This is a genomic window from Polaromonas sp. CG_9.11 (genome assembly GCF_015752225.1).
GTDB lineage: Bacteria > Pseudomonadota > Gammaproteobacteria > Burkholderiales > Burkholderiaceae_C > Polaromonas.
Genome location: NZ_JADOVE010000001.1, coordinates 334621 through 359842, shown reverse-complemented (window position 1 = coordinate 359842; position 25222 = coordinate 334621). Strand labels below are relative to the sequence as shown.

Sequence of the window (25222 nt, the reverse complement as noted above, 5' to 3'; positions counted from 1 at the left end):
GATCCAAAAATCAGGAGATCACGAAAACAGGCGCCGGCCCAGCGCCGAGCCGGCCGACAGTTCACGCACATCCATGCGGTCGTACAGCTGCTCCAGGTCGGCATGGATCGCCTCCATGGCCTCTGGCCTGACCAGGATGGCGTTGTCGTCGATGATCACGCCGTCCATGCTGCCCGCCAGGGCAATGGCCACTTCGCACATGCGGGCAAATGGCCGTTCCGAGCGCAGCACCTGCGGCACGTCCAGCGACAGCGTCACTTCATACAAGGCGGTCTGTTCGGGGTCTTCGGCTTGGGCCGCCTGCGAGTCAAAGCTCAGCCCCAGGATCGGGCCATGACCCGTGTGGCTGGCCGGCAGCAGCATGCGGCCGGGCGTCGCGGAAGGAACGAAGCCTTGGCCGGCCGCGCATTGTTGAACATAGCCCGGGCTCCAGGCGGTCTTCACGGCGCGCAGCTTGAAGCTCAGTTGCGCATCGTGCGCGCCCGCGAACTGGTCGAGTTCCCGGCCACGGGCCACCTCGCCCTGCATTTCGGCAAACTCGACTTCTCCGCCAATCGCATCGGCAAAGGCCTGCGTCTTCATGACGAATTCGGAGTATTCGATGGCGTTCAGCGCGCCGGTGCGGTTGGCCAGCTGGACGCCGCACTGAAAGGCGCTGTAGCGATAGCCAGCGGCGGGAATTTCCCATTCACGGCTGTCGTCGCGCAGACCCTCGATGGCAAAGGGCTTGCTGCCCACCCGGCGCGTGCTCGGCATGGCCGCCAGCGCGGCTTCGCCGGCGACCGGCGACGCCAGCGTGACCGGCGCCATCGCGTCGATCAGGATATCGAGCACCGGTTTTCTCTCCGGCGTGGTGAGCTGCGTCAGCGCGGCCAGAACGGCATCGGTGTCAAAGCTCGGTTCGTGCCGTTCCGGCAGCCCATCGCCGTCGTCCAGCTGAAGATAGTTCTCTTTTACTGGCACGGGTTCGATGCCGGGCGCTGGTTTGGACGTGGCTTGCTTGGGCAGGTTCTTGCGTGCAGACCAGGCGCCATGGGCAACGATGCCGACCAGGACCAGGCTGCCACCAACCGCCAGACTTATTTGTAATGTGCTCATGATGTGTGATGGGTTCAGGCTGTTTCGGCAAGACTCAGGGCGGCTTGCATGTCAACGGCGACGATGCGGGACACGCCCTGCTCCTGCATGGTCACGCCAATCAGCTGCTCGGCCATTTCCATGGCGATCTTGTTGTGGCTGATGAATAAAAACTGGGTTTCGCGGCTCATGCTGGACACGAGTTTGGCATACCGTTCGGTGTTGGCATCGTCCAGCGGCGCATCCACCTCGTCCAGCAGGCAAAACGGCGCCGGGTTGAGCTGGAATATCGCGAACACCAGCGCAATCGCGGTCAGCGCCTTTTCACCGCCCGACAGCAGGTGGATGGTCTGGTTTTTCTTGCCCGGCGGCTGCGCCATGACCTGCACGCCAGCGTCCAGGATTTCCTCGCCGGTCATCACCAGCCGGGCATTGCCGCCACCGAACAACTCGGGAAACATGCGGGCGAAGTGGCTGTTGACGGCGTCAAAGGTGTTTGAGAGCAAATCGCGCGTTTCCATGTCGATCTTGCGAATGGCGTCTTCGAGCGTCGCCATGGCCTCGTTCAGGTCGGCCGACTGCGCATCCAGGAACTGCTTGCGTTCCCGGGCAATGCTTAGCTCGTCCAGTGCGGCCAGATTCACCGCGCCCAGTGCCTGAACATCGCGTTGGATGCGGTCGATTTCGCCCTGCAGGCCGCTGATGCGGACATTGCCAGCCTGGATCGACGCCTCAACCGCCGGCAGATCGGCCTGCGCATCGGTTAGCAGCTGGGCATATTGCTCGAAACCCAGCCGCGCGGCCTGTTCTTTCAGCTGGAATTCGGTGATGCGCTGGCGCAGCGGATCAAGTTCGCGTTCCAGCGCGACGCGGCGCTCGTCACTGCTGCGCAGCCTGTGGGTCAGGTCGTCGTACTGGCTGCGCTGGGCCAGCAGCTCGGCTTCACGCACCACCTTGGCATTCAGCGCATCCTGAAGTCCGCCCTGCGCCGCGGCATCGGTCAGCCGCGACAGTTCTTCCCGGGCGCGGCCTTCTTCGGCGGCAATCGACGACGCCTGGGCGGCAGCTATGGCGATGGAGCGCGCCAGTTCCTCGCGCCGCGCCGCCAGGGTGCGCAGCGCAAACTGCGCTTCCTGCAGTTGCCGCTCCAGCGTGCGCTGCTGCTCGCGCGATTCGGCCCGCCGGCGCTCGGTGGCAATCACCCGGTCTTCCAGCTGGGCATGGCGCTCCTGGCTGTCGGCCAGCTGCATGTCGAGCGCTTCAAACCGGCCCTCGGCAGTGATCTTGCGCTCCTGCAAGGCCTCAAGCTGGGCTTCGATTTCAGCCAGGTCGGCCTGGATCTGATGACTGCGCGCACGCGCCTGCTCGGCCAGTTGCGTCAGGCGCAGCACTTCGACCTGCAGCGCATGGCTCTGGTTCTGTCCTTCGCCCGCTTCACGGCGGGCCGTGGCCAGACGCTGGCTGGCATCCAGGTAGCTGGCTTCGGCACGGGCCAGCGCCGCCCGGGCTTCCTCGCTGATGAGCACTTGTGCGCGCAGGCTTTTTTCCAGGTTGTCAATTTCCTGCGCGCGGGCCAGCAGGCCGGCCTGCTCGGAATCGGGCGCATAAAAACTCACGCTGTGCTTTGTGATTGCATGGCCGCCCATGACATAGATCGCCTGGCCGGGCGCCAGACGGTCCCGCGCGGCCAGGGCGTCGTCGAGCGTAGGGGCGGTGAAGCAGCCGTCCAGCCAGTCGTCCAGCAGCGCCGACAGTCCGGCATCGTTCAGGCGAAGCAGGTCGGCCAGCGGCTTGAGCTGGAGCGCCGGATGGGCGCGGCCTGGCGCAGCGGCCAGCGGCGGCGTGTAGAACGACAGCTTGGCGGGCGGCCCCTGCGCCTGGCCGCGCGCGTCAGTGCCGGCAAAACCACGCACGATGTCGAGCCGGCTGACTTCCAGCGCGCCCAGGCGCTCGCGCAGTGCAGCTTCCAGCGCGTTTTCCCAGCCCTGCTCGATGTGCAAACAGCTCCACAGGCCCTGCAGATTTTCAAGGCCATGCCGGGCCAGCCAGGGCCTGAGCTTGCCGTCGGTCCTGACCTTTTCCTGCAGCGCCTTGAGCGCCTCCAGCTTGGCCGACAGATCAGCGCGCCGGGCCGACTCGGCATTGGCTGTCTGCTGAAGGGAACGCCGCGTGTCGTCGAGCTGCGGCACGGCTTCGGTCAGTTCCTGCAGGCGTGCCTGCGCCACCATCTGCGCTTGGCGGGCCTGGTCCAGTTGCGAATTCAAGCTGGCCAGACGTGCCTCGTCGGGTACGCCCTGCGCCTTGCGGTCGGCTGACAGCCGCTCGTGGCGCAGGCCCAGCATGCGCAGTTGCTCTTCAACATGGCGCTGCTCGGCGGCCAGCACCTGGAGTTGCTGCTGAACCTGCGTCACGCCGGCGCGTTGCCCATTTGCTGCAGCCTGGGCCTGGCGCAACGCCTCTTCAAGCGCCGGCAACTGGTCCTGCTGCTCTTCAAGCTGCGCCGCCAGCAGTTCGGCTTTTTCCTCGGCGTCAAAGCTTTGCCCGGCCAGGCTTTCAGACTCGATCGCCGCATCTTCGCCGCGCGTGGCCCACTGGGCCGATTGCTCTTTCAGCTGGACCAGGCGTTGCTCGACACGCAGCCGGCCATCGACCACGAAGCGGATTTCCGCCTCCAGCCGGCCCACCTCGGCGCTCGCCTCGTACAGCCGGCCCTGCGCCTGGTTGACCTGGTCGCCGGCCGCATAGTGCGCCTGGCGGATGGTTTCCAGATCGGCCTCGACATGGCGCAAATCGGCCACGCGGCTTTCCAGGTCGTTGACCGATTTTTCGGCCTCCAGCCGGACCTTGGTCTGGTCGGCTTCGCTCTCAGTGCGCTTCAAAAACCACAGCTGGTGCTGCTTCAGCGTGCCGGCGGCCTGCAGCGTGTTGTAGCGCAAAGCCACCTCGGCCTGCTTTTCAAGCCGCTCCAGGTTGGCATTGAGTTCTCGCAGGATGTCGTCGACGCGGGTCAGGTTTTCGCGCGTGTCGCTCAGGCGGTTGGCTGTTTCGCGGCGGCGTTCCTTGTATTTGGACACCCCGGCGGCTTCTTCAAGGAACAGGCGCAGTTCTTCGGGCTTGGATTCGATGATGCGGCTGATCGTGCCCTGGCCGATGATGGCGTAGGCGCGCGGCCCCAGCCCGGTGCCCAGGAACACATCCTGTACATCGCGGCGGCGCACCGGCTGGTTGTTGAGGTAATAGCTCGACGTGCCGTCGCGCGTCAACACCCGCTTGACGGCGATTTCCTCGTACTGGCCCCACTGACCGCCGGCCCGGTGGTCGGCATTGTCGAACACCAGCTCGACGCTGGCGCGGCTGGCCGACTTGCGGGTGGTGGTGCCGCTGAAGATCACATCCTGCATCGACTCGCCGCGCAGCTCCGACGCTTTGGATTCGCCCAGCACCCAGCGCACGGCATCCATGATGTTGGACTTGCCGCAGCCGTTAGGGCCGACCACGCCGACCAGTTGCCCTGGCAGCTGGAAATGGGTCGGGTCGGCAAAGGACTTGAAACCGGCTAACTTGATCGAATTGAGACGCACGGCTGACCTGTGTTGTTGAGCCTGGGGCTAACGCGTTAGTGCTTTTGAGTCAACGGACCCGGCGCGCCACACGGGGAGCGCGAGCGCACGGCTTGCCATGTTACCCGAGCGCAGGGTCATTTTTCGAACAGCAAAGGCTCGCACCGCCACAGGCCGTGCGCCCCGGCGCAAGCCACAATCCCCCACCTTGGAATACGCACCATTTTTTTAGCCAAAAAATCCTCTGGCGCAGGAAGAATATACCCAAGCAGCTATTTAATTCATAGTAAAACAGCATGCGGCCCAAGCATGAAACCGCCCGCCATTTCCCCGTTCTCTGTCGCCCTGCCGGCCAACTCCAGGGAGCGCATGCGGCAGAAAACCGCAGGCGGGGGTGCCGCGCCGCTCCTGTGACGGGCAAGTGAAGGCACAGCAGGTGGCCGGGGGATAATCGCGCCCCATGAACCCCCTGCTTTCCCGGCTCCAGCCTTACCCCTTCGAGCGGCTTCGCCAGTTGCATGCCGATGTCACGCCCAACCCGGCCTACCAACCCATCAGCCTGGGCATTGGCGAGCCGCGCCATGCCACGCCGCAGCTCATCAAGGATGCGCTGACAGGCAGCCTGGCGGGGCTGGCCAGCTACCCCGGCACGCTGGGCGAGCCCAAGCTGCGCCAGACGATAAGCGACTGGCTGGCGCGGCGCTATTGTGGGCTGAAGGTTGATGCGGCGACGCAAATTTTGCCAGTCAATGGTTCGCGCGAAGCGCTGTTCGCGCTGGCGCAAACCGTGATCGACCCGAGCCGGCCGGGCGCGACGGTGATCAGCCCCAATCCGTTTTATCAAATCTACGAAGGCGCGGCGCTGCTGGCCGGCGCGCAGCCGTGGTTTGCGCCGAGCGAGGCGGCGCGCAACTTCGGCATTGACTGGGCTGCCGTGCCTGAATCGGTTTGGGGAAAAACCCAGCTGCTGTTTGTCTGCTCTCCGGGCAACCCGACCGGCGCGGTGATGGGGCTGGATGAATGGAAACTGCTTTTTGAACTCAGCGACCGCTACGGCTTCGTGATTGCCTCCGACGAGTGCTACAGCGAGATTTATTTCCGCGATGAAGCCCCGCTGGGCGGACTGGAAGCAGCCGCCAGGCTCGGCCGGCATGACTTCAGGAACCTGATTGCAATGACCAGCCTGTCCAAGCGCAGCAATGTGCCCGGCCTGCGCAGCGGTTTTGTCGCCGGCGACGCAGCGCTGATCAAGTCGTTTTTGCTTTACCGCACCTACCACGGCAGCGCCATGAGCCCCATCGTGCAGACCGCCAGCATCGCCGCCTGGGCCGACGAGGCGCATGTGGTGGACAACCGAGCCCAGTACCGCGAAAAATTCGCACGGGTCACGCCGCTGCTGGCGCAAGTCATGGACGTGGCCCTGCCCGACGCCGGTTTTTACCTGTGGGCCGCTGTGCCCGAAGCGTTTAACGGTTCGGACACGGCGTTCTCCCGCGAATTGCTGGCTCTTTACAATGTCGTCGTGCTGCCGGGCAGTTACCTGGCACGCGATGCGCAGGGATTCAACCCCGGCGCCGGCCGAATCCGCATGGCGCTGGTCGCCGAAACCGGCGAATGCGTCGAGGCCGCCCGGCGCATCGTCCAATTTATTCAATCCAAAGTTCACTGAAAAACTCAAAATGACACAAGACAATCTGCAAGCCACCATCGACGCCGCCTGGGAAAACCGCGCCAACCTGTCGCCCGCTGCTGCGCCCAAAGAAGTGCTGGAAGCTGTCGAGCACGCCATCGAGCAGCTCAACAATGGCACCTTGCGTGTGGCCACCCGCGACGGCGTGGGCCAGTGGACGGTGCACCAGTGGCTGAAAAAAGCCGTGCTGCTGAGCTTTCGCCTGAAGGACAACGAACTGATGCGCGCCGGCGATCTGGGTTTTTACGACAAGGTGCAAACCAAGTTCGCGCACCTGAGCGAGCAGGAAATGCGTGCCACCGGCGTGCGCGTGGTGCCGCCCGCCGTGGCGCGCCGGGGCAGCTTCATTGCCAAGGGCGCGATCCTGATGCCCAGTTACGTCAACATCGGCGCTTACGTCGATGAAGGCACGATGGTCGATACCTGGGCAGCTGTCGGTTCCTGCGCGCAGATCGGCAAGAACGTGCACCTGTCGGGCGGCGTCGGCATTGGCGGCGTGCTCGAACCCATGCAGGCCAACCCGACCATCATCGAGGACAACTGCTTCATCGGCGCACGTTCCGAAATCGTCGAAGGCGTGATCGTCGAGGAAAACTCGGTGATCTCAATGGGCGTGTACATCGGCCAGAGCACGCCCATCTATGACCGCGAAGCGGACACGGTGAGCTACGGCCGCATTCCGGCAGGCTCGGTCGTGGTGTCGGGCAACCTGCCCAAGGCCGGCGGCAAGTACAGCCTGTATTGCGCGGTGATCGTCAAGCGCGTGGACGCCAAAACCCGCGCCACGACCAGCCTGAACGACCTGCTGCGTGACTAATCCGGATCACGGCGCGCGCACAAACTGACGGTGAGCGAAAGGCGAATATGAGCACGATGGAAAGAATTCTGCGCTTGATGGTGGACAAGAAGGCGTCTGACGTTTACCTGTCGGCGCACTCGCCGGCCATGATCAAGATCAACGGGCTGTCCATCCCGATCAATTCGCAGATCCTGCCGGCCGATGCCACGCGCACGCTGCTGGCCGAAGTGCTGTCGCCTTCGCGGATCGAGGAACTCGATGAAACCGGCGAGCTCAACATGGCGCTGCCGGTCGAAGGGCTGGGAAATTTTCGCATCAGCGGTTTTCGCCAGCGCAGCACCTACGCAGCGGTCATTCGCTACATCCCGAACAAGATTCCGGCGCTGGCCAGCCTGAACCTGCCGCCGCTGCTGGGCGAACTGATCATGGAAAAGCGCGGCCTGATCCTGATGGTGGGCGCTACGGGCGCCGGAAAAAGCACCACGCTGGCTTCGATGATCGACCGGCGCAACGAAACCACGACCGGGCACATCCTGACGATCGAAGACCCGATCGAGTATTACTTCACCAACAAAAAGTCGATCATCAACCAGCGCGAAGTCGGCGGCGACACCGAGTCGCTGCAAGTGGCGCTGAAAAATGCGCTGCGTCAGGCGCCTGACGTGATCATGATCGGCGAGATCCGCGACCGCGAAACCATGTCGGCGGCGATTGCCTATGCGCAGTCGGGCCAGCTGTGCCTGGCCACCATGCATGCCAACAACAGCTACCAGGCGCTCAACCGCATCCTGAGCTTCTACCCGGTCGAGGTCCGTCCGACCATGCTCGGCGATCTGGCGGCAGCGCTGAAGGCGGTGGTTTCCCAGCGCCTGCTGCGCAGCCAGGACAACGACCGGACTCCGGCAGTGGAAGTCATGCTCAACACCAAGCTGGTGGCCGAGCTGATCGAGAAAGGCGACTTTGCGGGCGTCAAGGAAGCCATGGAAAAATCCATGGCCGAAGGCTCGCAGACCTTCGAGCAGCACATCGCCAAACTGATCACCGACGGCACGGTGGCACGCAAGGAAGGACTGGCGAATGCCGATTCGCCGACCAACCTGATGTGGCGGCTTGAAAACGACTTCACTGCAGGCAAGCCCAAGGCCGACGAGTCCGGCATCGACCCGGATGACGAACCGTCGTTTACCGAGATCACCTTGGACGTCAGGCACTGAAGAATATGGTTCCCGCGCTGGCCACTGCGTGTGCTGGGCTGCTTCAGAGGGGTCTGGCCTTTGCTTCGGCTGGTCCGGCGCGCTGGCCGCTGTCTTCACATTTTTCAATTCAAGCCGCCCAGGCACCGACTGCATCACCATGTCCCGAACACTCCACCTTGCAGAGCAACTGATTTCCCGCGCCTCGGCGACGCCCGACGATGCGGGGTGCCAGGACCTGCTGATCGCGCGACTCAAGCCGCTCGGTTTCAAGTGTGAAACCATCATCAGCGGACCTGAACACTTCCGGGTTACCAACCTGTGGGCAAAATTTGAGGGTTTCAGGCCAGTTGCGCATGCTGAGCCTATGCAAGCAGCTATTGAATCTATAGCAAATCCAGACAATGCCGAAACCCGCGTCAAGACGCTGGTGTTTGCCGGCCACACCGACGTGGTGCCAACCGGCCCGCTGGAACATTGGCACAGCCACCCGTTCACGCCCAGCCACCGGGCGGGCAAGCTCTACGGACGCGGCGCAGCCGACATGAAAACGTCGATTGCCGCCATGGTCGTGGCGGTCGAGGAATTCCTGGCGGCGCATCCCCGGCCGGCGCTGTCGATGGCTTTCTTGATCACCAGCGACGAGGAAGGTCCGGGACTTGACGGGACGGTCGTCGTCTGCAGCCAGCTCAAGGCGCGCGGCGAAGTGCTTGACTATTGCATCGTCGGCGAACCGACCTCGGTCAAAAATCTGGGCGACATGATCAAGAACGGCCGGCGCGGCACGCTGAGCGGCAAGCTCACGGTCAAGGGCGTGCAGGGCCACATCGCCTACCCGCATTTGGCAAAAAACCCGATCCACCTGTTCGCGCCGGCGCTGGCCGAACTCGTCGCCACGCAGTGGGACCAGGGCAATGATTTTTTCCCCGCCACCAGCTGGCAGGTGTCCAACATGCACGCCGGCACCGGCGCGACCAATGTGATTCCGGGGGACCTGGTGGTGGACTTCAATTTCCGCTTTTGCACTGAATCGACGCCTGAAAGCCTGCAGCAGCGCCTGCTGGCCATTTTGAGCCGGCACCAGTTTGAATACGACCTGAAATGGACACTGGGCGGCCTGCCCTTTTTGACCACGCCCGGGACGCTGGTCGATGCAGTGCGCGGTTCAATTCTGGCCGAAACCGGTTTAAAAACCGAACTGTCCACGACCGGCGGCACCAGCGACGGCCGTTTCATCGCCAAGGTCTGTCCGCAGGTGATTGAACTGGGGCCGGTCAATGCCACCATCCACCAGATCAACGAATGCGTGGCGGTCAGCTCGATCGATCCGCTCAAGAATATCTACAAAGGCGTGCTTGAACGCCTGGCAGGACTGGCATGACCACAACCCCCCTCCCCGCCCCCACCGTGACCGTGCTGGCGCTGATCGAGCAGATGGCCGACCGGCTGGACGCCGCCGGCCTGAGTTTTGCCGATGGGTATGGCCAAGGCACGACCAACGCATTTGACGAGTCCGCCTGGCTGGTGCTGTGGAAACTGGGCCTGGAAATCGACGACCTGGAAGCGGTCGAAAACCGGCCGGTGTCGCCCGAAGACCAGGCGCAGGTCGCCCTGCTGGTGGACCAGCGCATCAGCACCCGCCAGCCCGCCGCCTATCTGACGAACGAAGCGTGGTTGATGGGCGTGCCCTTTTATGTCGATGAACGCGTGATCATTCCGCGCTCGCTGATCGCCGAATTGCTCGACGACGGCAGCATTGACGACTGGCTGAGCGACGAAACGCAGCGCGTGCTGGACCTGTGCACCGGCAACGGCAGCCTGGCGGTACTGGCCGCCATGGCCTTTCCGGACGTGGTGGTGGATGCCGCCGACATCAGCTCGGACGCGCTGGCGGTGGCGCGCATCAATGTGGACCGGCACCAGCTGGACAGCCGCATCACCCTGATCGAATCAGACGGCCTGACGGCTTGTACCGGCCAATACGACCTGATCTTGTGCAACCCGCCGTATGTGAACGCTGCCAGCATGGCCGCGCTGCCTGCCGAATTCAGGGCTGAACCTGGACTGGCGCTGTCGGGCAATATGCACGGTGGAAGCGACGGCATGGACTTCATTCGTGGCCTTTTTCTGACCATTGCCGCGCAAATGAACGAAAATGCGGTATTGGTGCTGGAAATCGGCAACGAGCGCGAAAATTTTATACGCGCTTTTCCGCACCTGGAGCCGCTCTGGTTTGAAACCAGCGCCGGCCCTGACCAGGTCTTGCTGCTGACGCGGGAACAGCTGGCCTGAACCTTGACTTTCGTATGTCGGACCGTAAGCGCTTTGCCGGGCGCCCTGCGGTCCGATCCTATTTCTTCAGTCTGTTAATAAATGATTACCCTTAAAAACGTGGTGCTGCGTCGCGGCTCCAAAGTGATTCTCGACAGCGCGTCTGTCACCCTGAACCCTGGCGAGAATGTCGGCCTGGTCGGCCGCAACGGCGCGGGCAAGTCGTCGCTGTTCGCCATGCTCAACGGCTCGCTGCACGAAGACGGCGGCGAATACTACATTCCGGCGCAGTGGAAAATGGCGCAGGTTGCGCAGGACATGCCTGAAACTGAGCAAAGCGCCACCAGCTATGTGATCGAGGGCGATGTGGTGCTGCTGGCCGCACAGGCCGAAGTCGATGCGTCCGAAGCCAGCGGCGATGGCGACCGCATGGCGCACGCCTACATGGACCTGTACGACTCCGGCGCGCACGACGCGCAGGCGCGCGCGCAGGCCTTGATTCTGGGCCTGGGTTTCAAGCTCAGCGAACTCGACAACCCGGTCAACAGCTTTTCCGGCGGCTGGCGCATGCGCCTGCAACTGGCGCGTGCGCTGATGTGCCCGTCAGATTTGCTGCTGCTTGACGAGCCGACCAACCACCTGGACCTGGACGCGCTGGTGTGGCTGGAAGCCTGGCTCAAGCGCTACCAGGGCACGATGCTGGTCATCAGCCATGACCGCGAATTCCTCGATGCCGTGACCGATGTGACGATGCACATTGAAAGCGCCAAACTCACACGCTACGGTGGCAACTACAGCAAGTTTGAAGACCTGCGCGCCGAACAGATGGCGCTGCAGCAAGGCGCTTTCAACAAGCAGCAGGACAAGATTGCCCACCTGCAAAAGTTCATCGCCCGCTTCAAGGCCAAGGCCAGCAAGGCCAAGCAGGCGCAAAGCCGGGTCAAGGCACTCGACCGCATGGAGAAAATCGCGCCATTGCTGGCCGAAGCCGATTTCACCTTCGAGTTCAAGGAGCCGGCGAACCTGCCCAACCCGATGCTGTCGATGCAAAACGCCTACTTCGGCTACCCCGCGCCTGAAGACGCGCCCGAAGGCACGCCGCCGACCGTCATCGTGCAAAACGTCAGCAAATCCGTGCTGGCCGGCCAGCGCATCGGCATTCTGGGCGCCAACGGCCAGGGCAAATCGACGCTGGTGAAAACCGTCGCGCGCGCGCTGGCGCCCATCGAAGGCGAGATGACCGAGGGCAAGGGCCTGAACATCGGCTACTTTGCCCAGCAGGAACTCGACGTGCTGCGCCCGGCCGACAACCCGCTGGAGCACATGATCCGGCTGGTCAAGGAAGTCAGCGCCGCCGGCAAACTGGGCAACCAGCCGACCCGCGAGCAGGACTTGCGCAGCTTTCTCGGCAATTTCAACTTTGGCGGCGACATGGTCAAACAGTCCGTCGGCAGCATGAGCGGCGGTGAAAAGGCCCGGCTGGTGCTGTGCATGATCGTCTGGCAGCGGCCGAACCTGCTGCTGCTCGACGAGCCAACCAACCACCTGGACCTGGCCACGCGCGAGGCGCTGTCGATGGCGCTCAACGAGTTTGAAGGCACGGTGATGCTGGTCAGCCACGACCGTGCCTTGCTGCGCGCCGTGTGCGACGAGTTCTGGATGGTCTCGCGCGGTGGCGTGGAGCCGTTTGACGGCGACCTGGACGACTACCAGCGCTACCTGCTTGACGAGGCCAAGCGCATGCGCGAGGAAGCGAAGAAGTCAAATAACAGCACTGCCGCCCCGGCCGCTACCAAAAAAGTAGCTGCCAGTGCAGATGCAGCAAGCGCTACAGGCACTTTAGATGCTAAAAATTCGTCTGGCAAGAAGGAAGACGCCCAGCGCCGCCAGCAGCAATCCGATGCCGCCAAGCCGCTGCGCAAGGATCTGGAAAAGATCGACCGCCAGCTGCTCAGCATGAACAGCGAGAAAGCCAATCTCGAAACCTTGCTGACCAGCTCCAAGTCGGCGGCTGAAATCGCCCAGGCCGGCAAGCGCCTCAAGGTGATTGAAGCCGACCTGGTCAAACTGGAAGAGCGCTGGCTGGAAGTGACGGAAAAGCTCGAAGCCGTCGCCGCCTGAAACGCCACAGGCTCAGCCGGTGATTGGCTAGAGATGATGGGCTGCATGCCTTGCCGTGTGATACAAGCCATTGCACGCAAGACGACATCCCATGAAAGGTTTTTGAGCCATGCCTACTCCCCTGCAACTGGCCGCTGACGATGCGGCGCTTCAAGCGGCGGTGATTCGCAGCCGCAAGCTGCTGCACAAGCGCGCGATGTTCGCTGCTGTTGCCAGCGCTGTGCCGGTGCCCGGCCTGGACTGGGCGGTGGATGCGGCGCTGCTGTCCAAACTGATTCCCGCCATCAACAAGGAGTTTGGTCTGGCGCCCGAACAGATCGACCAGCTCGACCCGAAAAAACGCGAGCAGGTGCAAAAAGCCGTGGCCATGGTCGGCTCGGTGCTGGTGGGCAAATTCATCAGCCGCGACCTGATCATCAAGGCGACTACCCGGATTGGCACGCGCATGGCGACCAAGCAGTTGGCCAAGTACATCCCGCTGGCCGGCCAGCTCGTGGCGGCCAGCGTGGGCTATGCTGCCATCCGTTACTTTGGCGAGGAGCACATGAAGGACTGCATCCGGGTGGTCCAGCAGGCGCAACTGCGGTTGAACTGAAGCGGCCGGGCTGGCCCGTCTACCGGAACCAGGCCGCACCGGAAACCGCTGCTTAAACGGTTTCCATCCGGTCCCGGATCTGCTGCAGGGCGCCCGGATCATCCATGGACGTCAGGTCACCGGCATCGCGGCCTTCGCACACCGCCTGAATCACGCGGCGCAGCAGTTTGCCGCTGCGCGTCTTGGGCAGAGCCGTCACAAAACGAACTCGCGCCGGCCGGGCCACCGCGCCCAGGTCACCGTCCACGCGCTTCATGATCTCGGCCTCCAGCTTGCCGCAGGCCGCGCTGTCGCCCATCACGCTGGAATCCTTGAGCACCACAAAGGCCATGGCGACCTGGCCCTTGAGCCCATCGGCCACGCCAACCACCGCCACCTCGGCCACCTGCCCATGGCCGGAAATACTTTCCTCGATCTCGCGCGTGCCCAGGCGGTGGCCGGCCACGTTGATCACGTCGTCGGTACGGCCCAAAATGAAGAAGTAACCGTCGGCATCGCGAATGCCCCAGTCGAAGGTGCTGTAGACCAGCTTGCCCGGAATGCTCTTCCAGTAGGTGTTGACGAAGCGCGCATCATCCTGCCAGATGGACTGCATGAAGCCCGGGGGCGTCGGGCCTTCGATCACCACCACGCCTTTTTCGCCGGGCGCGGTGAGTTCTTCGCCGGTGGCTTCGTGCAGCAGCTTGACGTTGTAGCCGTACATCGGAATGCCGGGGCTGCCGAATTTGCTCGGTTTCGGCTCAACACCGTTGGCAATCGTCAAAATCGGCCAGCCGCTTTCGGTCTGCCAGTAGTTGTCGATGATCGGCACTCTCAAGCCTTCGCTGATCCAGCGCGCCGTCGGTTCGTCCAGCGGCTCGCCGGCCAGGAACAAAGCGCGCAGGCTGGACAAATCGTATTTGGTCAACAATGCCGGGTCCTGCTTTTTCAGCACGCGCACGGCAGTCGGGGCGCTGAACATGACCGTAACCTTGTACTTTTCAACCAGTTCCCACCAGATGCCGCCATTGGGCTTCTTGTCCATGCCCTGCGTCGGCAGGCCTTCGTACATGATGGTCGCCATGCCGGCAATCAGCGGCCCATAAACGATGTAGCTGTGGCCGACGACCCAGCCGATGTCGCTGGTCGAGAAGAAGGTTTCGCCGGCACGTCCGTCGAAGATGTGCTTCATGCTGGCGGCCAGCGCCACGGCATAGCCGGCGGTGTCCCGCTGCACGCCCTTGGGCTTGCCGGTGGTGCCGCTGGTGTAGATGGTGTAACTGATGGCGGTCGAGTCCAGCCATTCGCACGGCACTTGCGCATCGACATGCGTTGTGCGCAGTTCGCTCCAGAGATGGTCGCGCCCGGCCACCAGATCCATGGGCGTCAGGCCGCGATCGGCCAGCAGCACGGCGCCGGGCTTGTGGCTGGACAGGCGGATGGCTTCGTCGAGCAGCGGTTTGTAGGGCAGCGCCTTGCCGCCACGCGAGCCGCCGTCGGAACTCACGATGACCTTGGGCGCGGCATCTTCAATGCGCGAGGCCAGCGAGCCACTGGCAAAGCCGCCAAACACCACGCAATGCACCGCGCCGATGCGCGCGCAGGCCAGCATGGCAAAAGCAGCCTCGGCAATCATCGGCATGTAGATCAATACCCGGTCGCCTTTTTCGACGCCGAGGGCCTTCAGGCTGGCGGCCATGCGCTGCACTTCGACATGCAGGTCGGTGAAGGTGTAGATTTTCTCGGTGCCGGTTTCGCTGGAAACGGCAATCAGCGCGGGCTGGCCAGCGCGGTCCAAAAGGTGCCGGTCCACGGCGTTGTGGCACAGGTTGGTCTGGCCGCCTTCGTACCAGTTCACGAAGGGCGGGTTGTCGTAGTTGCAGACGCGGTCAAACGGCTTGTGCCACTCGATCAGTCCGGCCTGATCGGCCCAGAAGGCGTCGGGCTGGTCAATGGACTGGCGGTAGAAGTCTGCATAGCTTGTCATGAAAAGTCTCCGTAATTTTGAGGCAACTGTCGGGTCGAATTTAGTCGGCCCTGCGGCCGATGGCTTTGCGCGTCGTCAAGGCCTTCGGATTTTTCTGCGACGCATCCTGGCAATTTCGTTCACATTGCAGTCAGGCTGAAAAAAATTCCGCACCTGGAACGCATAAAAACTGAATTCTTAATTATGAACAGCGGTCTTTCTGCAAGCTGACGTCCAGCGGACGCTCATCGTATGAGCGCTCTTTTTGCTATTACAAAGATAGCTTTAAATGCCCAACAGCATTGCGCTAACGGCATTTTTTCATCTGAAATTCAATTTTTTTAGTTTCGGCTGCGGGCTTTGGTTATTTCAGATTAAATCGGCGGCTGGCCCACTCACCGCAGAACTTCATGAGCGCAGCAGAAGATCCCGGCTTCAATGCCCGCCTGTGGCGTCGCTTTGCAGCGATCGCACGGCCTTACTGGTTTTCAGACGAACGCTGGCGCGCCCGGAGCCTGCTGCTTCTGCTGGTCGTCCTGCTGCTGGGGCAGACCGCGTTCAACGTGCTGTTCAACCAGGAAACCGGCGAGTTCACCTCGGCCCTGGCCGCGCAGGATACTGACCGCTTCTGGGCCTCGATCTGGCGCTACACGGCGATTCTTGTTGCGGCGGTGCCGATTTATGCCTTGTACTACTACGTCCGCGACACGCTCGGGTTGCGCTGGCGCCGCTGGCTGACGGATTCGTTCCTGGCGCGCTATTTCGACCAGCGCGCCTACTACCGGCTGGGCGTTGCCGCCGGCATCGACAACCCCGACCAGCGGATTGCCGAGGACATCAACACCTTCACCCAGCAATCGCTGTATTTTTCAATGATCGTGCTGGGTTCGGTGCTGCAGCTGGTCGCTTTCTCCGCCGTGCTGTGGTCAATCTCGCGGGGGTTGGTGCTGTTTCTGATCGGCTATGCGGTGTTCAGCACCGTGTTCACCGCTTCGGCATTTGGCAAGCGGCTGATCGGGTTGAACTTTCGCCAGCTGCAGCGCGAAGCCAACTTCCGCTTCGGCCTGGTGCGGGTTCGCGAGCATGCCGAGCCGATTGCCTTTCACGACGGCGAGGCGCGCGAGATGACGGCGCTGCAAGCCATTTTTTCCAGGGTCTATGCCAACTACCAGCAGGTGCTGCGCTGGCAGTTCGGGCTCAACCTGTTCCAGTACGCCCATGGTTTCCTGACCATCGTGCTGCCGACGGTGATCATCGCCGGCGATGTGCTGTCGGGGCGTCTGGAAGTCGGCCGCGCCATCCAGGCGGCGGGTGCGTTTGCCGCCATCCTGAGCGCGTTGACGGTGATCGTCGAGCATTTTGAAAGCCTCAGCCGTTTTTCGGCCGGTGTCGAGCGGCTGCACGCCTTTTCCGATGCCCTGCAAGCCAATGCCAGCCGCCCGGCCGACGGCAACAGTGTGCAGCATATCCAGACGCAGCATGGCTTCGAGTTGTCGCTTGATCAGGTGACCGTTCTGACGCCGGGCCGCGAGCACCTGCTGCTGCGTGACCTCACGCTGGCCATCAAGCCCGGCAGTGGGCTGCTGATTTCCGGCCCCAGCGGCACCGGCAAGAGTTCCCTGCTGCGGGTGATTGCCGGACTGTGGACCACGGGCTCGGGGACGATCACGCGCCCCGCCGGATCGGACATGCTGTTCATGCCCCAGCAACCCTACCTGTTGCTCGGCGACCTGCGCAGCCAGCTGACCTATCCGCGCATGGACCGCGACATTTCAGACGAGGAGCTGCTGCATTGGCTGGAACGGGTGAACCTGCCGACGCTGGCCGAGCGCTTCGGTGGCCTGGGCGCCGAACTCGACTGGGCCCGGGTGCTGTCGGTCGGCGAGCAGCAGCGGCTGGCCTTTGCCCGCGCGCTGCTTTCCAGACCGCGCTACCTGCTGCTGGACGAAGCCACCAGCGCGCTGGATGCGGCCAACGAAGCGTTGTTGTACAGCCAGCTCGCGGGCTTGTCGATCACGCCGGTCAGCATCAGCCACCATCCGGAAGTCATGAAATACCATGAATGGGTGCTGGAACTGCCTGGGGACGGCCGGTGGGCTCTGCAAAGAGCAAACAGTTATCAGTGACTGCCAGGGCGACGCGGAATTACTTCACCAGCGCAAGCAATTCCCTGAACGCGCCGTGCTCGGAGGTGCGCGCCCATTCAAAGGCCACCATTTCGGTGGTGACCAGTTCGGCGCCGTTGCCGGCCAGACGGTCGAACGCGGCGTCGCGGTTGCGCTCGCTGCGCGAGCTGCAGGCGTCGGTGACGACCCACACATCAAACTCTTCTTCCAGCAATTCCAGCGCGGTCTGCATCAGGCAGACATGCGCTTCGCAGCCAGCCATCACGATCATGCTGCGGCCCGCGTCCTCGGGCTCTGCAGGCTTTTGCAGGTGCTTGGGCAGGCTGCGCGCATTGCCGCCGGTCGGTGCCTTGCGAACCGGCGGACGCAGCCATTCGACCAGGCCGTCGGCGGCGGCGCTGAAATGCATCTTGGCCATGGTCTTGCCGCCGGCCGAATCAATCGCCGCCTGCAACTCGGACAGGTTCTGGCCGAGTTTTTCAGGGTTTTGCGCCGTGCCCCAGACCGGCACCTCCAGGATGCGGGCCATGCGCGCAAGCCGCAGGGCATTGGCCACGACGATTTCATTTTCAAAAATCACTGGCATCAGGCGGGTCTGGTAATCAATCAGCACAAGCTGGGAGTCGTCGGCATCAAGCAACATGGTTATTCCTTAGGGTTGGCGGCCATTATCCCAGCCCTTGCCGAGGCTGACGGCTACTCTGGCGCACCAGTCCGGACGTCGTGGCAGGCTCACCCTGAAGCAGCAGATCCGGGCCATCGGGTTTTCCTCAATGAAACCGTTGACGCCGTGGCATTACAGGGTTTCTGATCGGCTGCTCGATCAGCGTACGCCCGAAACCCCTGCGGGTGCGGGCATGGTTGAGCGCCAAGGTCAGCGACTGGCACATCAGGCCGGCTGACCCGACGGCAAAAATCCAGCCGTGTCAGGTGCGCATGCGACAGGATTTCGCGTAGCACGGCGTTGTGTTTGAACCCGTTGAAACCAGTGAGCGGACTCGCCTGTTTCCTGACACAAGGCGTGGCATGGTGGCTTGCGCTGTCCGGCACGGACAACAGCTTGCGGGCGTTCATCGGTGCGTTCATGGGGATTACCGGCTCGGGGGTCAGGTGGCTTTGCCACGGGCCAGGCGGCCGGGCAAGTCGTCAAGATAACGGGCAAACAGGTCGGTCGCCGCCTGGCCAAACATGCGGATGCGGCCGGTGTGTTGAAGCAGCAGCAGGCCAACGCCGTGGGCAAACAGTGCGGTGTTCTCGCGCAGCGCCTCTTGCGCCGTCAGCCCCATCGCCTGAAATGCCGCTTCGCACGGGCGCAGCGCATCGTGCAAGCGGTCGTTGAGCCGGACATTGAGCTCGGCGTTCAGCCCGCGCGGCTGCATGCCCTGCACCAGATAAAACCCCAGGTCCAGATCGCGCGGATTGGCGGCATAAAAACCGAACCAGGCGCTGGCCTTGGCCTTCAGCACATCAGCCGCCGAACCGTCAGGCGCATCGGCGGCATCGACCACGGCATTGAGCCGCTCCAGGGATTCAGCCAGCAGCGCGCCGTAGATGGCTTCCTTGTTCTCAAAATAGGAATAGATGGCCCCGGGCGTGTAGCCGGCCGCCTTGGCGATTTCGCGGATGCTCGCGCCTTCAATGCCGAGCCGCTGGAACACCGAACGCGCGGCGTCCAGCATCAGCGCGCGGCGCGAGTCGTTCAGGGCCTGCTGGCGTTCGAGTCTGGCTTGCATGGCCAGAATATAAACCCAAACCAGCTAAAAAAATGCTTCAAATTAAACGCTTGCCGATTAAATTAAACAGCGTTTAAAATTTGAAAAAACCTGGAGACTCGATCATGAATGCTTCACAACCTGCCGCCACGTTGATGTCCGGCGACGATTTCCGCGAATCGCTGCGCCGCTACCGGCCGCGCGTTTTCCTCGACGGCCGGCAGGTTGCCAGCGTGGCCGACGAGCGCGGTTTCGGCCCTGGCATCAATGCGATTGCGCTGACCTACGACTACGCGCTAAAGGAAAAATACGCGCCCATCATGACCGCCGTGCAGCACACCAGCGGCAAGCGCGTCAACCGTTTGAGCCACATCAACACCAGCAGCGGCGACCTGCTCAACAAGCTCGAAGCCGTGCGCCTGGTCTGCCAGGAAACCGGCTGCGCCCAGCGCTACCTGACGCACGACGCACTCAACGCCATCGGCCAGGTCTCTAGCCGCATCGACGACGCGCGCGGCACCCTTGAGAACACCGCCCGTTTCCTGAACTACCTGCACCGCGTGCAGGACCAGGACCTGACGCTGGGCATTGCCATGACGGATGCCAAAGGCGACCGCAGCCGGCGTCCGCACGAGCAGTCGAACGTCGACAGCTACCTGCATGTCGTCGAGCGCAACGCCAAAGGCATCGTCATCTCGGGCACCAAGGCCATCGTGACCGGCGCGCCGTATGTGCATGAACTGCTCGTCATGCCGTGCCGCAACATGGGCCGCGAGGATGCGGACTTCGCCGTCTGCTGCGCCGTGCCGGTCGATGCGCCCGGCATCACCATCATTGCGCGCCCGGCCGGCCGGCCCGGCGAGAAGGTCGAGCATGGCGCGCCGCTGTTCAGCCGCAAGTACGGCCAGAGCACCGGCGTGGTGATGTTCGACCAGGTATTCGTGCCCTGGGACAGCGTGTTTTACGCTGGCGAATGGGAGCATTCGGGCCACCTGACCTACAGCTACGCCACGCACCACCGCCACACCTGCATTGGCGCGCGCGCCGGGTTTGGCGACCTCTTGATTGGCGCCGGCGCCCTGATGTGCGAGGCCAATGGCTTCGATCCGGGCAAGGAAACACATTTGCGCGAACAGATGGTCGAGCTGATCACCATCACCGAAAGTTTTTATGCCTGTGGCGTGGCCGCCAGCGTGTACGGCAAGCCAGATGCACACAGCCAGACCTTCATGCCTGATCCGGTGTTTTCGAACATCGGCAAGCTGCTGCTGGCCACCAAGATCTATGACATGCACCGGATTGCCCACTACGTGAGTGGCGGCCTGATCGTCACCCTGCCCGGCCCGGATGAAGACCACAATCCCGAGACCGGCGCGAAACTGTCGGAAGTGTTGCGCGCCAATCCGGACGTTCCCTACGAGCAGCGGATTGAAACCGCGCGGTTTATCGAAGACCTGACGGCCGGCTACCAGGGCGGCTGGTACAGCGTGATCAGCCTGCACGGCGGCGGTTCGCCGGCGGCGATGAAGCAGGAGATCTACCGCAACTACCCGATCGGATCAAAAGTGGAACTGGTAGAGCGCATTCTGGAGCGCGGCATTGCCGCCGATGGCTCGCCTGCCGCAGCGCCGCATGATCCGCAGCGCGCCATCACCCAAAACCGCCAGCCCGGCAAATGCTGCGATACCGGCTGCACTACGCCCGGCCAGCCGGTGATGGTCGATTTGCCAGTGGTGCAGGCGAGCCTGCCCTCACGGCGCGCGGGTGCTTCCAGAGCTGGTGAGTAGCCGCTCAGATTGGCATGGGCCCCGTGTTCGTCACGAAATCCAGGGATTCCTGCATGGGTGGATGCCAGAAACGCAGGAGCTGCGAAATTATTCCAGGGGCAAGGTGAAAACGCCCGAGGCAGAAGACATGCCGTTTGAAGGCAGACACATTCCTTCGGATGGCATGGCTTGGAGAAGCATCGCAAATTACTTTTTTATTGATAGCAACAAAGCCTTGACAGCAATGCGCCAACCTACAATTCTTTATGGTTTCTTCATGGTTTGACTGGCGCGGGAAATTCCGCAAACTTCAACAAATGCGTTGCCAGCAGGGTTTCCGCCAGAAAGCAGACCAGCGCCGACAGGAAACACATCACGCCGGCCAGAAAACAAACAGTCGCGATCTTGAAAATCGGCAGTTCGCTGGTTTCGCCCAAAAACAGCAAGACGATGGTGGTGCCAATCAAAATGGCGCAAAACGTCAGCAATGCCAGACAACCATTGACCAGCCAGCCCCGGTGCCTGAGCCGGCGCAGTTCGTCATACATCCTGGCGGCGCGCACTGGTTCGACAACACCGCTTTCAAGCCTGCCCTCAAGAAATCGGGCCCGGTCGATGATGCGCGCCAGTCGCCCTGCCACGGCGCCGATCATGCCGGACACCGCAGTCAACAGAAAAACCGGGGCGACTGCCAGTTGTATGCCATGGGTCACGGTCGCAAGGTCGGTTGCAAAATTCATCCGGGCTCCGCTGCATGAGATGATAAGGCCGCTATTTTGTCATGCGAAAGCGCCAGACCCAGGCGGCTGCAACGCAAGGAACATCCCGAAATCACCTGACTGAAACTTTCCGGAGCAGCGCCGAAGGCTGACAGCGGGCCGTTGGCCCGAATGTCAGGAATGCAGCGGCTGGCCTTCCGCGACATGTGCAGTCATGGGGAAAAAGCCGTTCGCCAGGGGCGGCAGGGCCGACTGAAAGATTTCCATCGGCGACTTCATTCCCAGGTCTTTTTCGCGCGCCAGAACGTGGGTCGCGCTTCTGATCATTTCCACTTGCGTCTGCATCGTGCAGGCGGCAATTTGCAGCCAGTATCTGCCGACGCCTTGCAGGGTGAACCGCCTGACTACGGACTGGAGGGCCGCGAGTTCGGCAGGCTGGGAGGAGGCAAAAATTTTTTGGGCTCTTTCTTCGTGAAAAACCGAAGCTTCATGCGCTGCATCCTGCTGGATTTTTCGCAGGGCTTCGCTGCCGCGGCACAGGGCCGTGGTGCCCTCCACAGCCCTGTGCCAACGGGCGGCTGCACAGTTCTGAAAGAAAATTCGGCGGCTCGCTTGGGGCACCACGCTTGGCGGTGCTGTCTTTGAATTTCGTATTCATTGCAGTTCCCTTTTTAAAGAATGATCTGAACGGCCGGTCATCAGGGGATTACCACGCGCTCAAGTTTTGAAGGCTTGTGCGCCTGGCCTGCATGGAAAGGTTTGTAAAAAAATTAACAAGGATTGACCAGAGAATTTGCATGGCACACTGGCTGGCTGAATTTTTTCCATGTCTTACCCCTCTTCCAAGGATCACCATGCTGCCGAACAAAGAAGGACATCACGTCCCCCAAGCCACCTTCAAGACCCGCAAGAACGACAAATGGGTTGACATCACCAGCGACGACTTGTTCGACGGCAAGACGGTCGTGGTGTTCTCGCTGCCCGGTGCCTACACGCCGACCTGCTCGTCCACCCATCTGCCGCGCTACAACGAACTGGCCAACACCTTCAAGGCGCATGGCGTCGATGACGTGGTGTGCATTTCGGTCAACGACGCCTTCGTGATGAACGAATGGGGCCAGGCGCAGGAAGCGGAAAACCTCACGTTGATTCCCGATGGCAATGGCGAATTCACCGAAGGCATGGGCCTGCTGGTGGACAAGAGCAGCTTGGGGTTCGGCAAGCGTTCATGGCGCTATTCGATGCTGGTCAAAAACGGCAGCGTCGAAAAAATGTTCATCGAGCCGGAAAAGGAAGGCGACCCGTTTGAAGTGTCCGATGCCGACACCATGCTCAATTACCTTGCCCCGGGTGCCAAGGCGCCCGAGCCGATCACCGTGTTCACCAAGCCCGGCTGCCCGTTTTGCGCCAAGGCCAAGTCGCTGTTGCGGGAAGCGGGCCTGCGCTTTGAAGAAATTTCGCTGGGCCATGGCATCACCTCGCGCAGCCTGTACGCCGTTTCCGGCGCAGGAACCGCGCCCCAGGTGTTTTGCGGCGGTCAGAAAATTGGCGGCTCTGAAGACCTGGAAGCCTGGCTGGCCAAGCGCGAACAGTAAACCGGACGCTCTGACAAACCCGACATTCAGGCAAACTTTCGCTGCGCATCAAGCGCCAGGCCGGCGCCGATGCTGCCGAACAGGTCGCCTTCGACGCACCGGGCCTGCGGCGTCAGCGCCAGCACCCGCTCGCGCAGCAGGGGAACGCCACTGGAACCGCCGGTGAAAAACACGGTGTCGATGCCAGCGGCGGTGATGCCCGCATCGACCAGCAGCCGGGCAACAGTTTGCTCGACAGCGTTCACCAGCCCGTCAATCGCCTCGTCCAGTTCTGGGCGGTGCAGGGTCACGGTGTCACCCGCTGAAATTCGTCCGATGTCGATCTGCGCTGCATCGGCATTTGACAGCGTAATCTTGGCGTCTTCAACCTGAAGCGCCAGCCAGTGGCCGGCGCGTTCCCTGACCAGGCTTTGCAGCCGTTCCATTTTGGGCCGGTCCGCCGCATCGCGGTGCAATTCGGTGATTTGCGCCCAGGATTTTTTGGTGTAGGCCAGGTTGATGGTGTGCCAGGTCGCCAGGTTGAAATAATGGCTTGACGGCATTTCGCGCCCGCTTTTCAGCAGGCTGCCCAGCCCCAGCATCGGCATCATGCTGGCCAGGCTCAGGGCCTTGTCAAAATCGGTGCCGCCAATGTGCACGCCGCTGGTTGCCAGAATGTCGCCCCGCCGCTCGACACACTTCGCACGCTCGGGCCCCACACGAATCAGGGTGAAGTCGGAGGTGCCGCCACCAATGTCCACCACCAGCACCAGTTCCTCGCGCGAGATCTGTGATTCATAGTCATACGCGGCCGCGATCGGCTCGTACTGAAAGGAAATGTCGCGCAGACCTGCCTGGCGGGCAATGTCTTCCAGCGTATCCTGCGCGCGTTGGTCGGCCGCCGCATCGTCATCGACAAAAAACACCGGTCGTCCCAGCACCGCGCGGGAGAAGGGCTGCCCCGCTGCCAGTTCGGCCCGGCGCTTGAGTTCGCCGATGAACTGCGCCAGCAGCGCCCGGAACGGCACGGCGCGGCCCGCCACCTCGGTGTGTTCGTCCATCATCGACGTGCCAAGCAGGCTTTTCAGCGACCGCATCATCCGGCCTTCATGGCCTTCCAGGTAATCGGCCAGCGCCGCGCGGCCGTAACTGACATGCGCGTCTTCGGCATGGAAAAAGATCACCGACGGCAGCGTCAGCTTGCCATCCTCCAGCGCCAGCAAGGCGCGCTGGCCCGGTCGGCTCCAGCCAGCGGTGGAGTTGGACGTGCCAAAGTCAATGCCGCAGGCGGCTGCGGGCGCCGTCGGCTCCGGCATGGCGCTCATCGCCCGGCCGGCTTGCTGAAGCCGCCTTCTGCCCAGGCTACTGCGCTGGCGCGGTTCAGCTTGAACGACGGCGCCACGCGCACTTCAGCCAGCAACGCACCGGTTTCATCGTGTGCGCTCAAGACCGCGTGCGGATGGTCTTCATCGGGAACGATGTCAAGCGACACCGTGAGGCGTCCGGCATTCGCCGTCACCGTGATGCGCTGGTGCAACGAGGCATGCAGTTGCTGCTCATGCCGGCGCACAAACTCCGAAGCAGTCTTGACCAGGGTGTTGAAGGCATTGATGTCCAGCGGCTTGGGGTTCTTCTTGTCACGCCCCATGGTCCAGGGGCCGATCAGCGCCGGCTCGGGCTCGCCGTCCTTGACCATGGCCACGGCCCAGCCGTCGTCGTCTTCGTTCTTGATGACCCTGGCGGTCCAGCCATCGCCGCTCCACAGGCGAGGCTCCTGGATCTTGGCTGGGTCGGTTGAAGAAGATTCGTCGTCGGAACCAGGCAGGGTTGGTTGGGAATCAATCAAGGCGCTTCACTCAGGTCAAAAATCATGCCACAAAAGGGCATCTACAAAAGGGATTCGGGAGGGGATAGGGATTTTACTGTCGGCCTGAAAGCCAATGCACATCACGACCGAACTCAAGGCGCCAAAATGATTTTAGCTACTGAATTTATAGCTACTTCGACATACCAGGCGTGCATGAAGGGCACATTTACGCTAAAACATTGTTTCATCGAAAAGAAACGCGCCAAG

The 25222-nt window shown here is 62.3% G+C and carries 20 protein-coding genes and 1 pseudogene; 11 read left to right on the top strand and 10 right to left on the bottom strand.

The window, feature by feature from the left end; genetic code table 11:
- Positions 1-18: 18 nt before the first annotated feature.
- The gene (locus IWX85_RS01715; RefSeq protein WP_196868522.1) at positions 19-1098 is read right to left on the bottom strand and encodes a cell division protein ZipA C-terminal FtsZ-binding domain-containing protein; all 1080 of its coding nucleotides are present in this window, start codon (positions 1096-1098) and stop codon (positions 19-21) included.
- Positions 1099-1112: 14 nt separating this feature from the next.
- Complete coding sequence (gene smc / locus IWX85_RS01710) at positions 1113-4658, bottom strand: chromosome segregation protein SMC (protein WP_036810952.1); 3546 nt, start codon at positions 4656-4658, stop codon at positions 1113-1115.
- A gap of 439 nt (positions 4659-5097) precedes the next feature.
- On the opposite strand from smc, the gene dapC reads away from it, so the two are divergent.
- The 7 genes from dapC to IWX85_RS01675 all read left to right on the top strand — a co-directional run bounded on the left by dapC (position 5098) and on the right by IWX85_RS01675 (position 13306).
- Positions 5098-6306, top strand: coding sequence for a succinyldiaminopimelate transaminase (gene dapC / locus IWX85_RS01705; protein WP_196868521.1), 1209 nt, complete (start codon positions 5098-5100; stop codon positions 6304-6306).
- Between the two features lie 10 nt (positions 6307-6316).
- Entirely contained in the window at positions 6317-7144 is an 828-nt protein-coding gene (gene dapD / locus IWX85_RS01700) for a 2,3,4,5-tetrahydropyridine-2,6-dicarboxylate N-succinyltransferase (protein WP_036810947.1), read from the top strand.
- A 47-nt stretch (positions 7145-7191) separates the two neighbouring features.
- Positions 7192-8340: a PilT/PilU family type 4a pilus ATPase gene (locus IWX85_RS01695; RefSeq protein ID WP_036810944.1), complete on the top strand. Its 1149-nt coding sequence runs from the start codon at positions 7192-7194 to the stop codon at positions 8338-8340.
- 139 nt (positions 8341-8479) lie between these two features.
- The gene (gene dapE, locus IWX85_RS01690) at positions 8480-9700 is read left to right on the top strand and encodes a succinyl-diaminopimelate desuccinylase (protein WP_196868520.1); all 1221 of its coding nucleotides are present in this window, start codon (positions 8480-8482) and stop codon (positions 9698-9700) included.
- Positions 9697-10611 (top strand): 50S ribosomal protein L3 N(5)-glutamine methyltransferase, encoded by a 915-nt coding sequence (prmB, locus tag IWX85_RS01685; RefSeq protein WP_036810937.1) that lies wholly within the window; start codon positions 9697-9699, stop codon positions 10609-10611. Before dapE ends, prmB begins: the two co-directional genes overlap by 4 nt.
- 81 nt (positions 10612-10692) lie before the next feature.
- Complete coding sequence (locus IWX85_RS01680) at positions 10693-12711, top strand: ABC-F family ATP-binding cassette domain-containing protein (protein ID WP_196868519.1); 2019 nt, start codon at positions 10693-10695, stop codon at positions 12709-12711.
- 109 nt (positions 12712-12820) lie between these two features.
- Positions 12821-13306, top strand: a complete 486-nt coding sequence (locus IWX85_RS01675) for a hypothetical protein (protein WP_196868518.1) — start codon at positions 12821-12823, stop codon at positions 13304-13306.
- A 52-nt stretch (positions 13307-13358) separates the two neighbouring features.
- On the opposite strand, the gene IWX85_RS01670 is transcribed toward IWX85_RS01675, so the two are convergent.
- Positions 13359-15272: a propionate--CoA ligase gene (locus IWX85_RS01670; RefSeq protein ID WP_196868517.1), complete on the bottom strand. Its 1914-nt coding sequence runs from the start codon at positions 15270-15272 to the stop codon at positions 13359-13361.
- A 389-nt stretch (positions 15273-15661) separates the two neighbouring features.
- Here IWX85_RS01670 and IWX85_RS01665 point away from each other — a divergent pair, with 389 nt between their 5' ends.
- Positions 15662-17377 (top strand): ABC transporter ATP-binding protein/permease, encoded by a 1716-nt coding sequence (locus IWX85_RS01665; protein WP_196868516.1) that lies wholly within the window; start codon positions 15662-15664, stop codon positions 17375-17377.
- A 19-nt stretch (positions 17378-17396) separates the two neighbouring features.
- Here IWX85_RS01665 and IWX85_RS01660 read toward each other — a convergent pair whose 3' ends face one another.
- The 3 genes and pseudogenes from IWX85_RS01660 to IWX85_RS01655 all read right to left on the bottom strand — a co-directional run bounded on the left by IWX85_RS01660 (position 17397) and on the right by IWX85_RS01655 (position 19110).
- The gene (locus tag IWX85_RS01660) at positions 17397-18020 is read right to left on the bottom strand and encodes an isochorismatase family protein (RefSeq protein ID WP_196868515.1); all 624 of its coding nucleotides are present in this window, start codon (positions 18018-18020) and stop codon (positions 17397-17399) included.
- 151 nt (positions 18021-18171) lie between these two features.
- Positions 18172-18334, bottom strand: a pseudogene (locus IWX85_RS20695) (acyl-CoA dehydrogenase family protein); the annotation flags it as partial.
- A gap of 149 nt (positions 18335-18483) precedes the next feature.
- Positions 18484-19110 carry a TetR/AcrR family transcriptional regulator gene (locus IWX85_RS01655; RefSeq protein WP_196868514.1) on the bottom strand — a complete coding sequence of 209 codons (627 nt, stop codon included), beginning with the start codon at positions 19108-19110 and terminating at the stop codon, positions 18484-18486.
- A gap of 104 nt (positions 19111-19214) precedes the next feature.
- Here IWX85_RS01655 and IWX85_RS01650 point away from each other — a divergent pair, with 104 nt between their 5' ends.
- Both IWX85_RS01650 and IWX85_RS01645 read left to right on the top strand, forming a co-directional pair.
- Complete coding sequence (locus IWX85_RS01650; RefSeq protein WP_196868513.1) at positions 19215-20876, top strand: 4-hydroxyphenylacetate 3-hydroxylase family protein; 1662 nt, start codon at positions 19215-19217, stop codon at positions 20874-20876.
- A gap of 61 nt (positions 20877-20937) precedes the next feature.
- Complete coding sequence (locus tag IWX85_RS01645; RefSeq protein WP_196868512.1) at positions 20938-21141, top strand: hypothetical protein; 204 nt, start codon at positions 20938-20940, stop codon at positions 21139-21141.
- Here the strand turns inward: IWX85_RS01645 and IWX85_RS01640 are convergent.
- Complete coding sequence (locus tag IWX85_RS01640) at positions 21131-21595, bottom strand: DUF2721 domain-containing protein (protein WP_196868511.1); 465 nt, start codon at positions 21593-21595, stop codon at positions 21131-21133. The genes IWX85_RS01645 and IWX85_RS01640 overlap by 11 nt on opposite strands.
- Positions 21596-21748: 153 nt before the next feature.
- A complete protein-coding gene (locus IWX85_RS20860) occupies positions 21749-22132 on the bottom strand; it encodes a phasin family protein (protein WP_196868510.1) in 384 nt (127 codons plus the stop codon).
- 296 nt (positions 22133-22428) lie between these two features.
- Here IWX85_RS20860 and IWX85_RS01630 point away from each other — a divergent pair, with 296 nt between their 5' ends.
- Positions 22429-23169: a glutathione peroxidase gene (locus tag IWX85_RS01630; RefSeq protein WP_196868509.1), complete on the top strand. Its 741-nt coding sequence runs from the start codon at positions 22429-22431 to the stop codon at positions 23167-23169.
- Positions 23170-23195: 26 nt separating this feature from the next.
- Here the strand turns inward: IWX85_RS01630 and IWX85_RS01625 are convergent, their stop codons facing one another.
- Together IWX85_RS01625 and IWX85_RS01620 are read right to left on the bottom strand one after the other, a co-directional pair.
- Positions 23196-24473 (bottom strand): Hsp70 family protein, encoded by a 1278-nt coding sequence (locus tag IWX85_RS01625; RefSeq protein ID WP_196868508.1) that lies wholly within the window; start codon positions 24471-24473, stop codon positions 23196-23198.
- The gene (locus IWX85_RS01620; protein ID WP_370584166.1) at positions 24470-24991 is read right to left on the bottom strand and encodes a hypothetical protein; all 522 of its coding nucleotides are present in this window, start codon (positions 24989-24991) and stop codon (positions 24470-24472) included. Before IWX85_RS01620 ends, IWX85_RS01625 begins: the two co-directional genes overlap by 4 nt.
- Positions 24992-25222 lie beyond the last annotated feature (231 nt).

Coding starts and splice junctions, on each gene's coding strand:
- dapE (WP_196868520.1), top strand. CDS start 8,480: ATGTCCCGAACACTCCACCTTGCAGAGCAACTGATTTCCCGCGCCTCG.
- IWX85_RS01675 (WP_196868518.1), top strand. CDS start 12,821: ATGCCTACTCCCCTGCAACTGGCCGCTGACGATGCGGCGCTTCAAGCG.
- IWX85_RS01680 (WP_196868519.1), top strand. CDS start 10,693: ATGATTACCCTTAAAAACGTGGTGCTGCGTCGCGGCTCCAAAGTGATT.
- IWX85_RS01640 (WP_196868511.1), bottom strand. CDS start 21,595: ATGAATTTTGCAACCGACCTTGCGACCGTGACCCATGGCATACAACTG.
- prmB (WP_036810937.1), top strand. CDS start 9,697: ATGACCACAACCCCCCTCCCCGCCCCCACCGTGACCGTGCTGGCGCTG.
- dapC (WP_196868521.1), top strand. CDS start 5,098: ATGAACCCCCTGCTTTCCCGGCTCCAGCCTTACCCCTTCGAGCGGCTT.
- IWX85_RS01660 (WP_196868515.1), bottom strand. CDS start 18,020: ATGTTGCTTGATGCCGACGACTCCCAGCTTGTGCTGATTGATTACCAG.
- IWX85_RS01630 (WP_196868509.1), top strand. CDS start 22,429: ATGCTGCCGAACAAAGAAGGACATCACGTCCCCCAAGCCACCTTCAAG.
- IWX85_RS01650 (WP_196868513.1), top strand. CDS start 19,215: ATGAATGCTTCACAACCTGCCGCCACGTTGATGTCCGGCGACGATTTC.
- IWX85_RS01695 (WP_036810944.1), top strand. CDS start 7,192: ATGAGCACGATGGAAAGAATTCTGCGCTTGATGGTGGACAAGAAGGCG.
- IWX85_RS01655 (WP_196868514.1), bottom strand. CDS start 19,110: ATGCAAGCCAGACTCGAACGCCAGCAGGCCCTGAACGACTCGCGCCGC.
- IWX85_RS01625 (WP_196868508.1), bottom strand. CDS start 24,473: ATGAGCGCCATGCCGGAGCCGACGGCGCCCGCAGCCGCCTGCGGCATT.
- IWX85_RS01715 (WP_196868522.1), bottom strand. CDS start 1,098: ATGAGCACATTACAAATAAGTCTGGCGGTTGGTGGCAGCCTGGTCCTG.
- IWX85_RS01665 (WP_196868516.1), top strand. CDS start 15,662: ATGAGCGCAGCAGAAGATCCCGGCTTCAATGCCCGCCTGTGGCGTCGC.
- IWX85_RS01645 (WP_196868512.1), top strand. CDS start 20,938: ATGCCAGAAACGCAGGAGCTGCGAAATTATTCCAGGGGCAAGGTGAAA.
- dapD (WP_036810947.1), top strand. CDS start 6,317: ATGACACAAGACAATCTGCAAGCCACCATCGACGCCGCCTGGGAAAAC.
- IWX85_RS01670 (WP_196868517.1), bottom strand. CDS start 15,272: ATGACAAGCTATGCAGACTTCTACCGCCAGTCCATTGACCAGCCCGAC.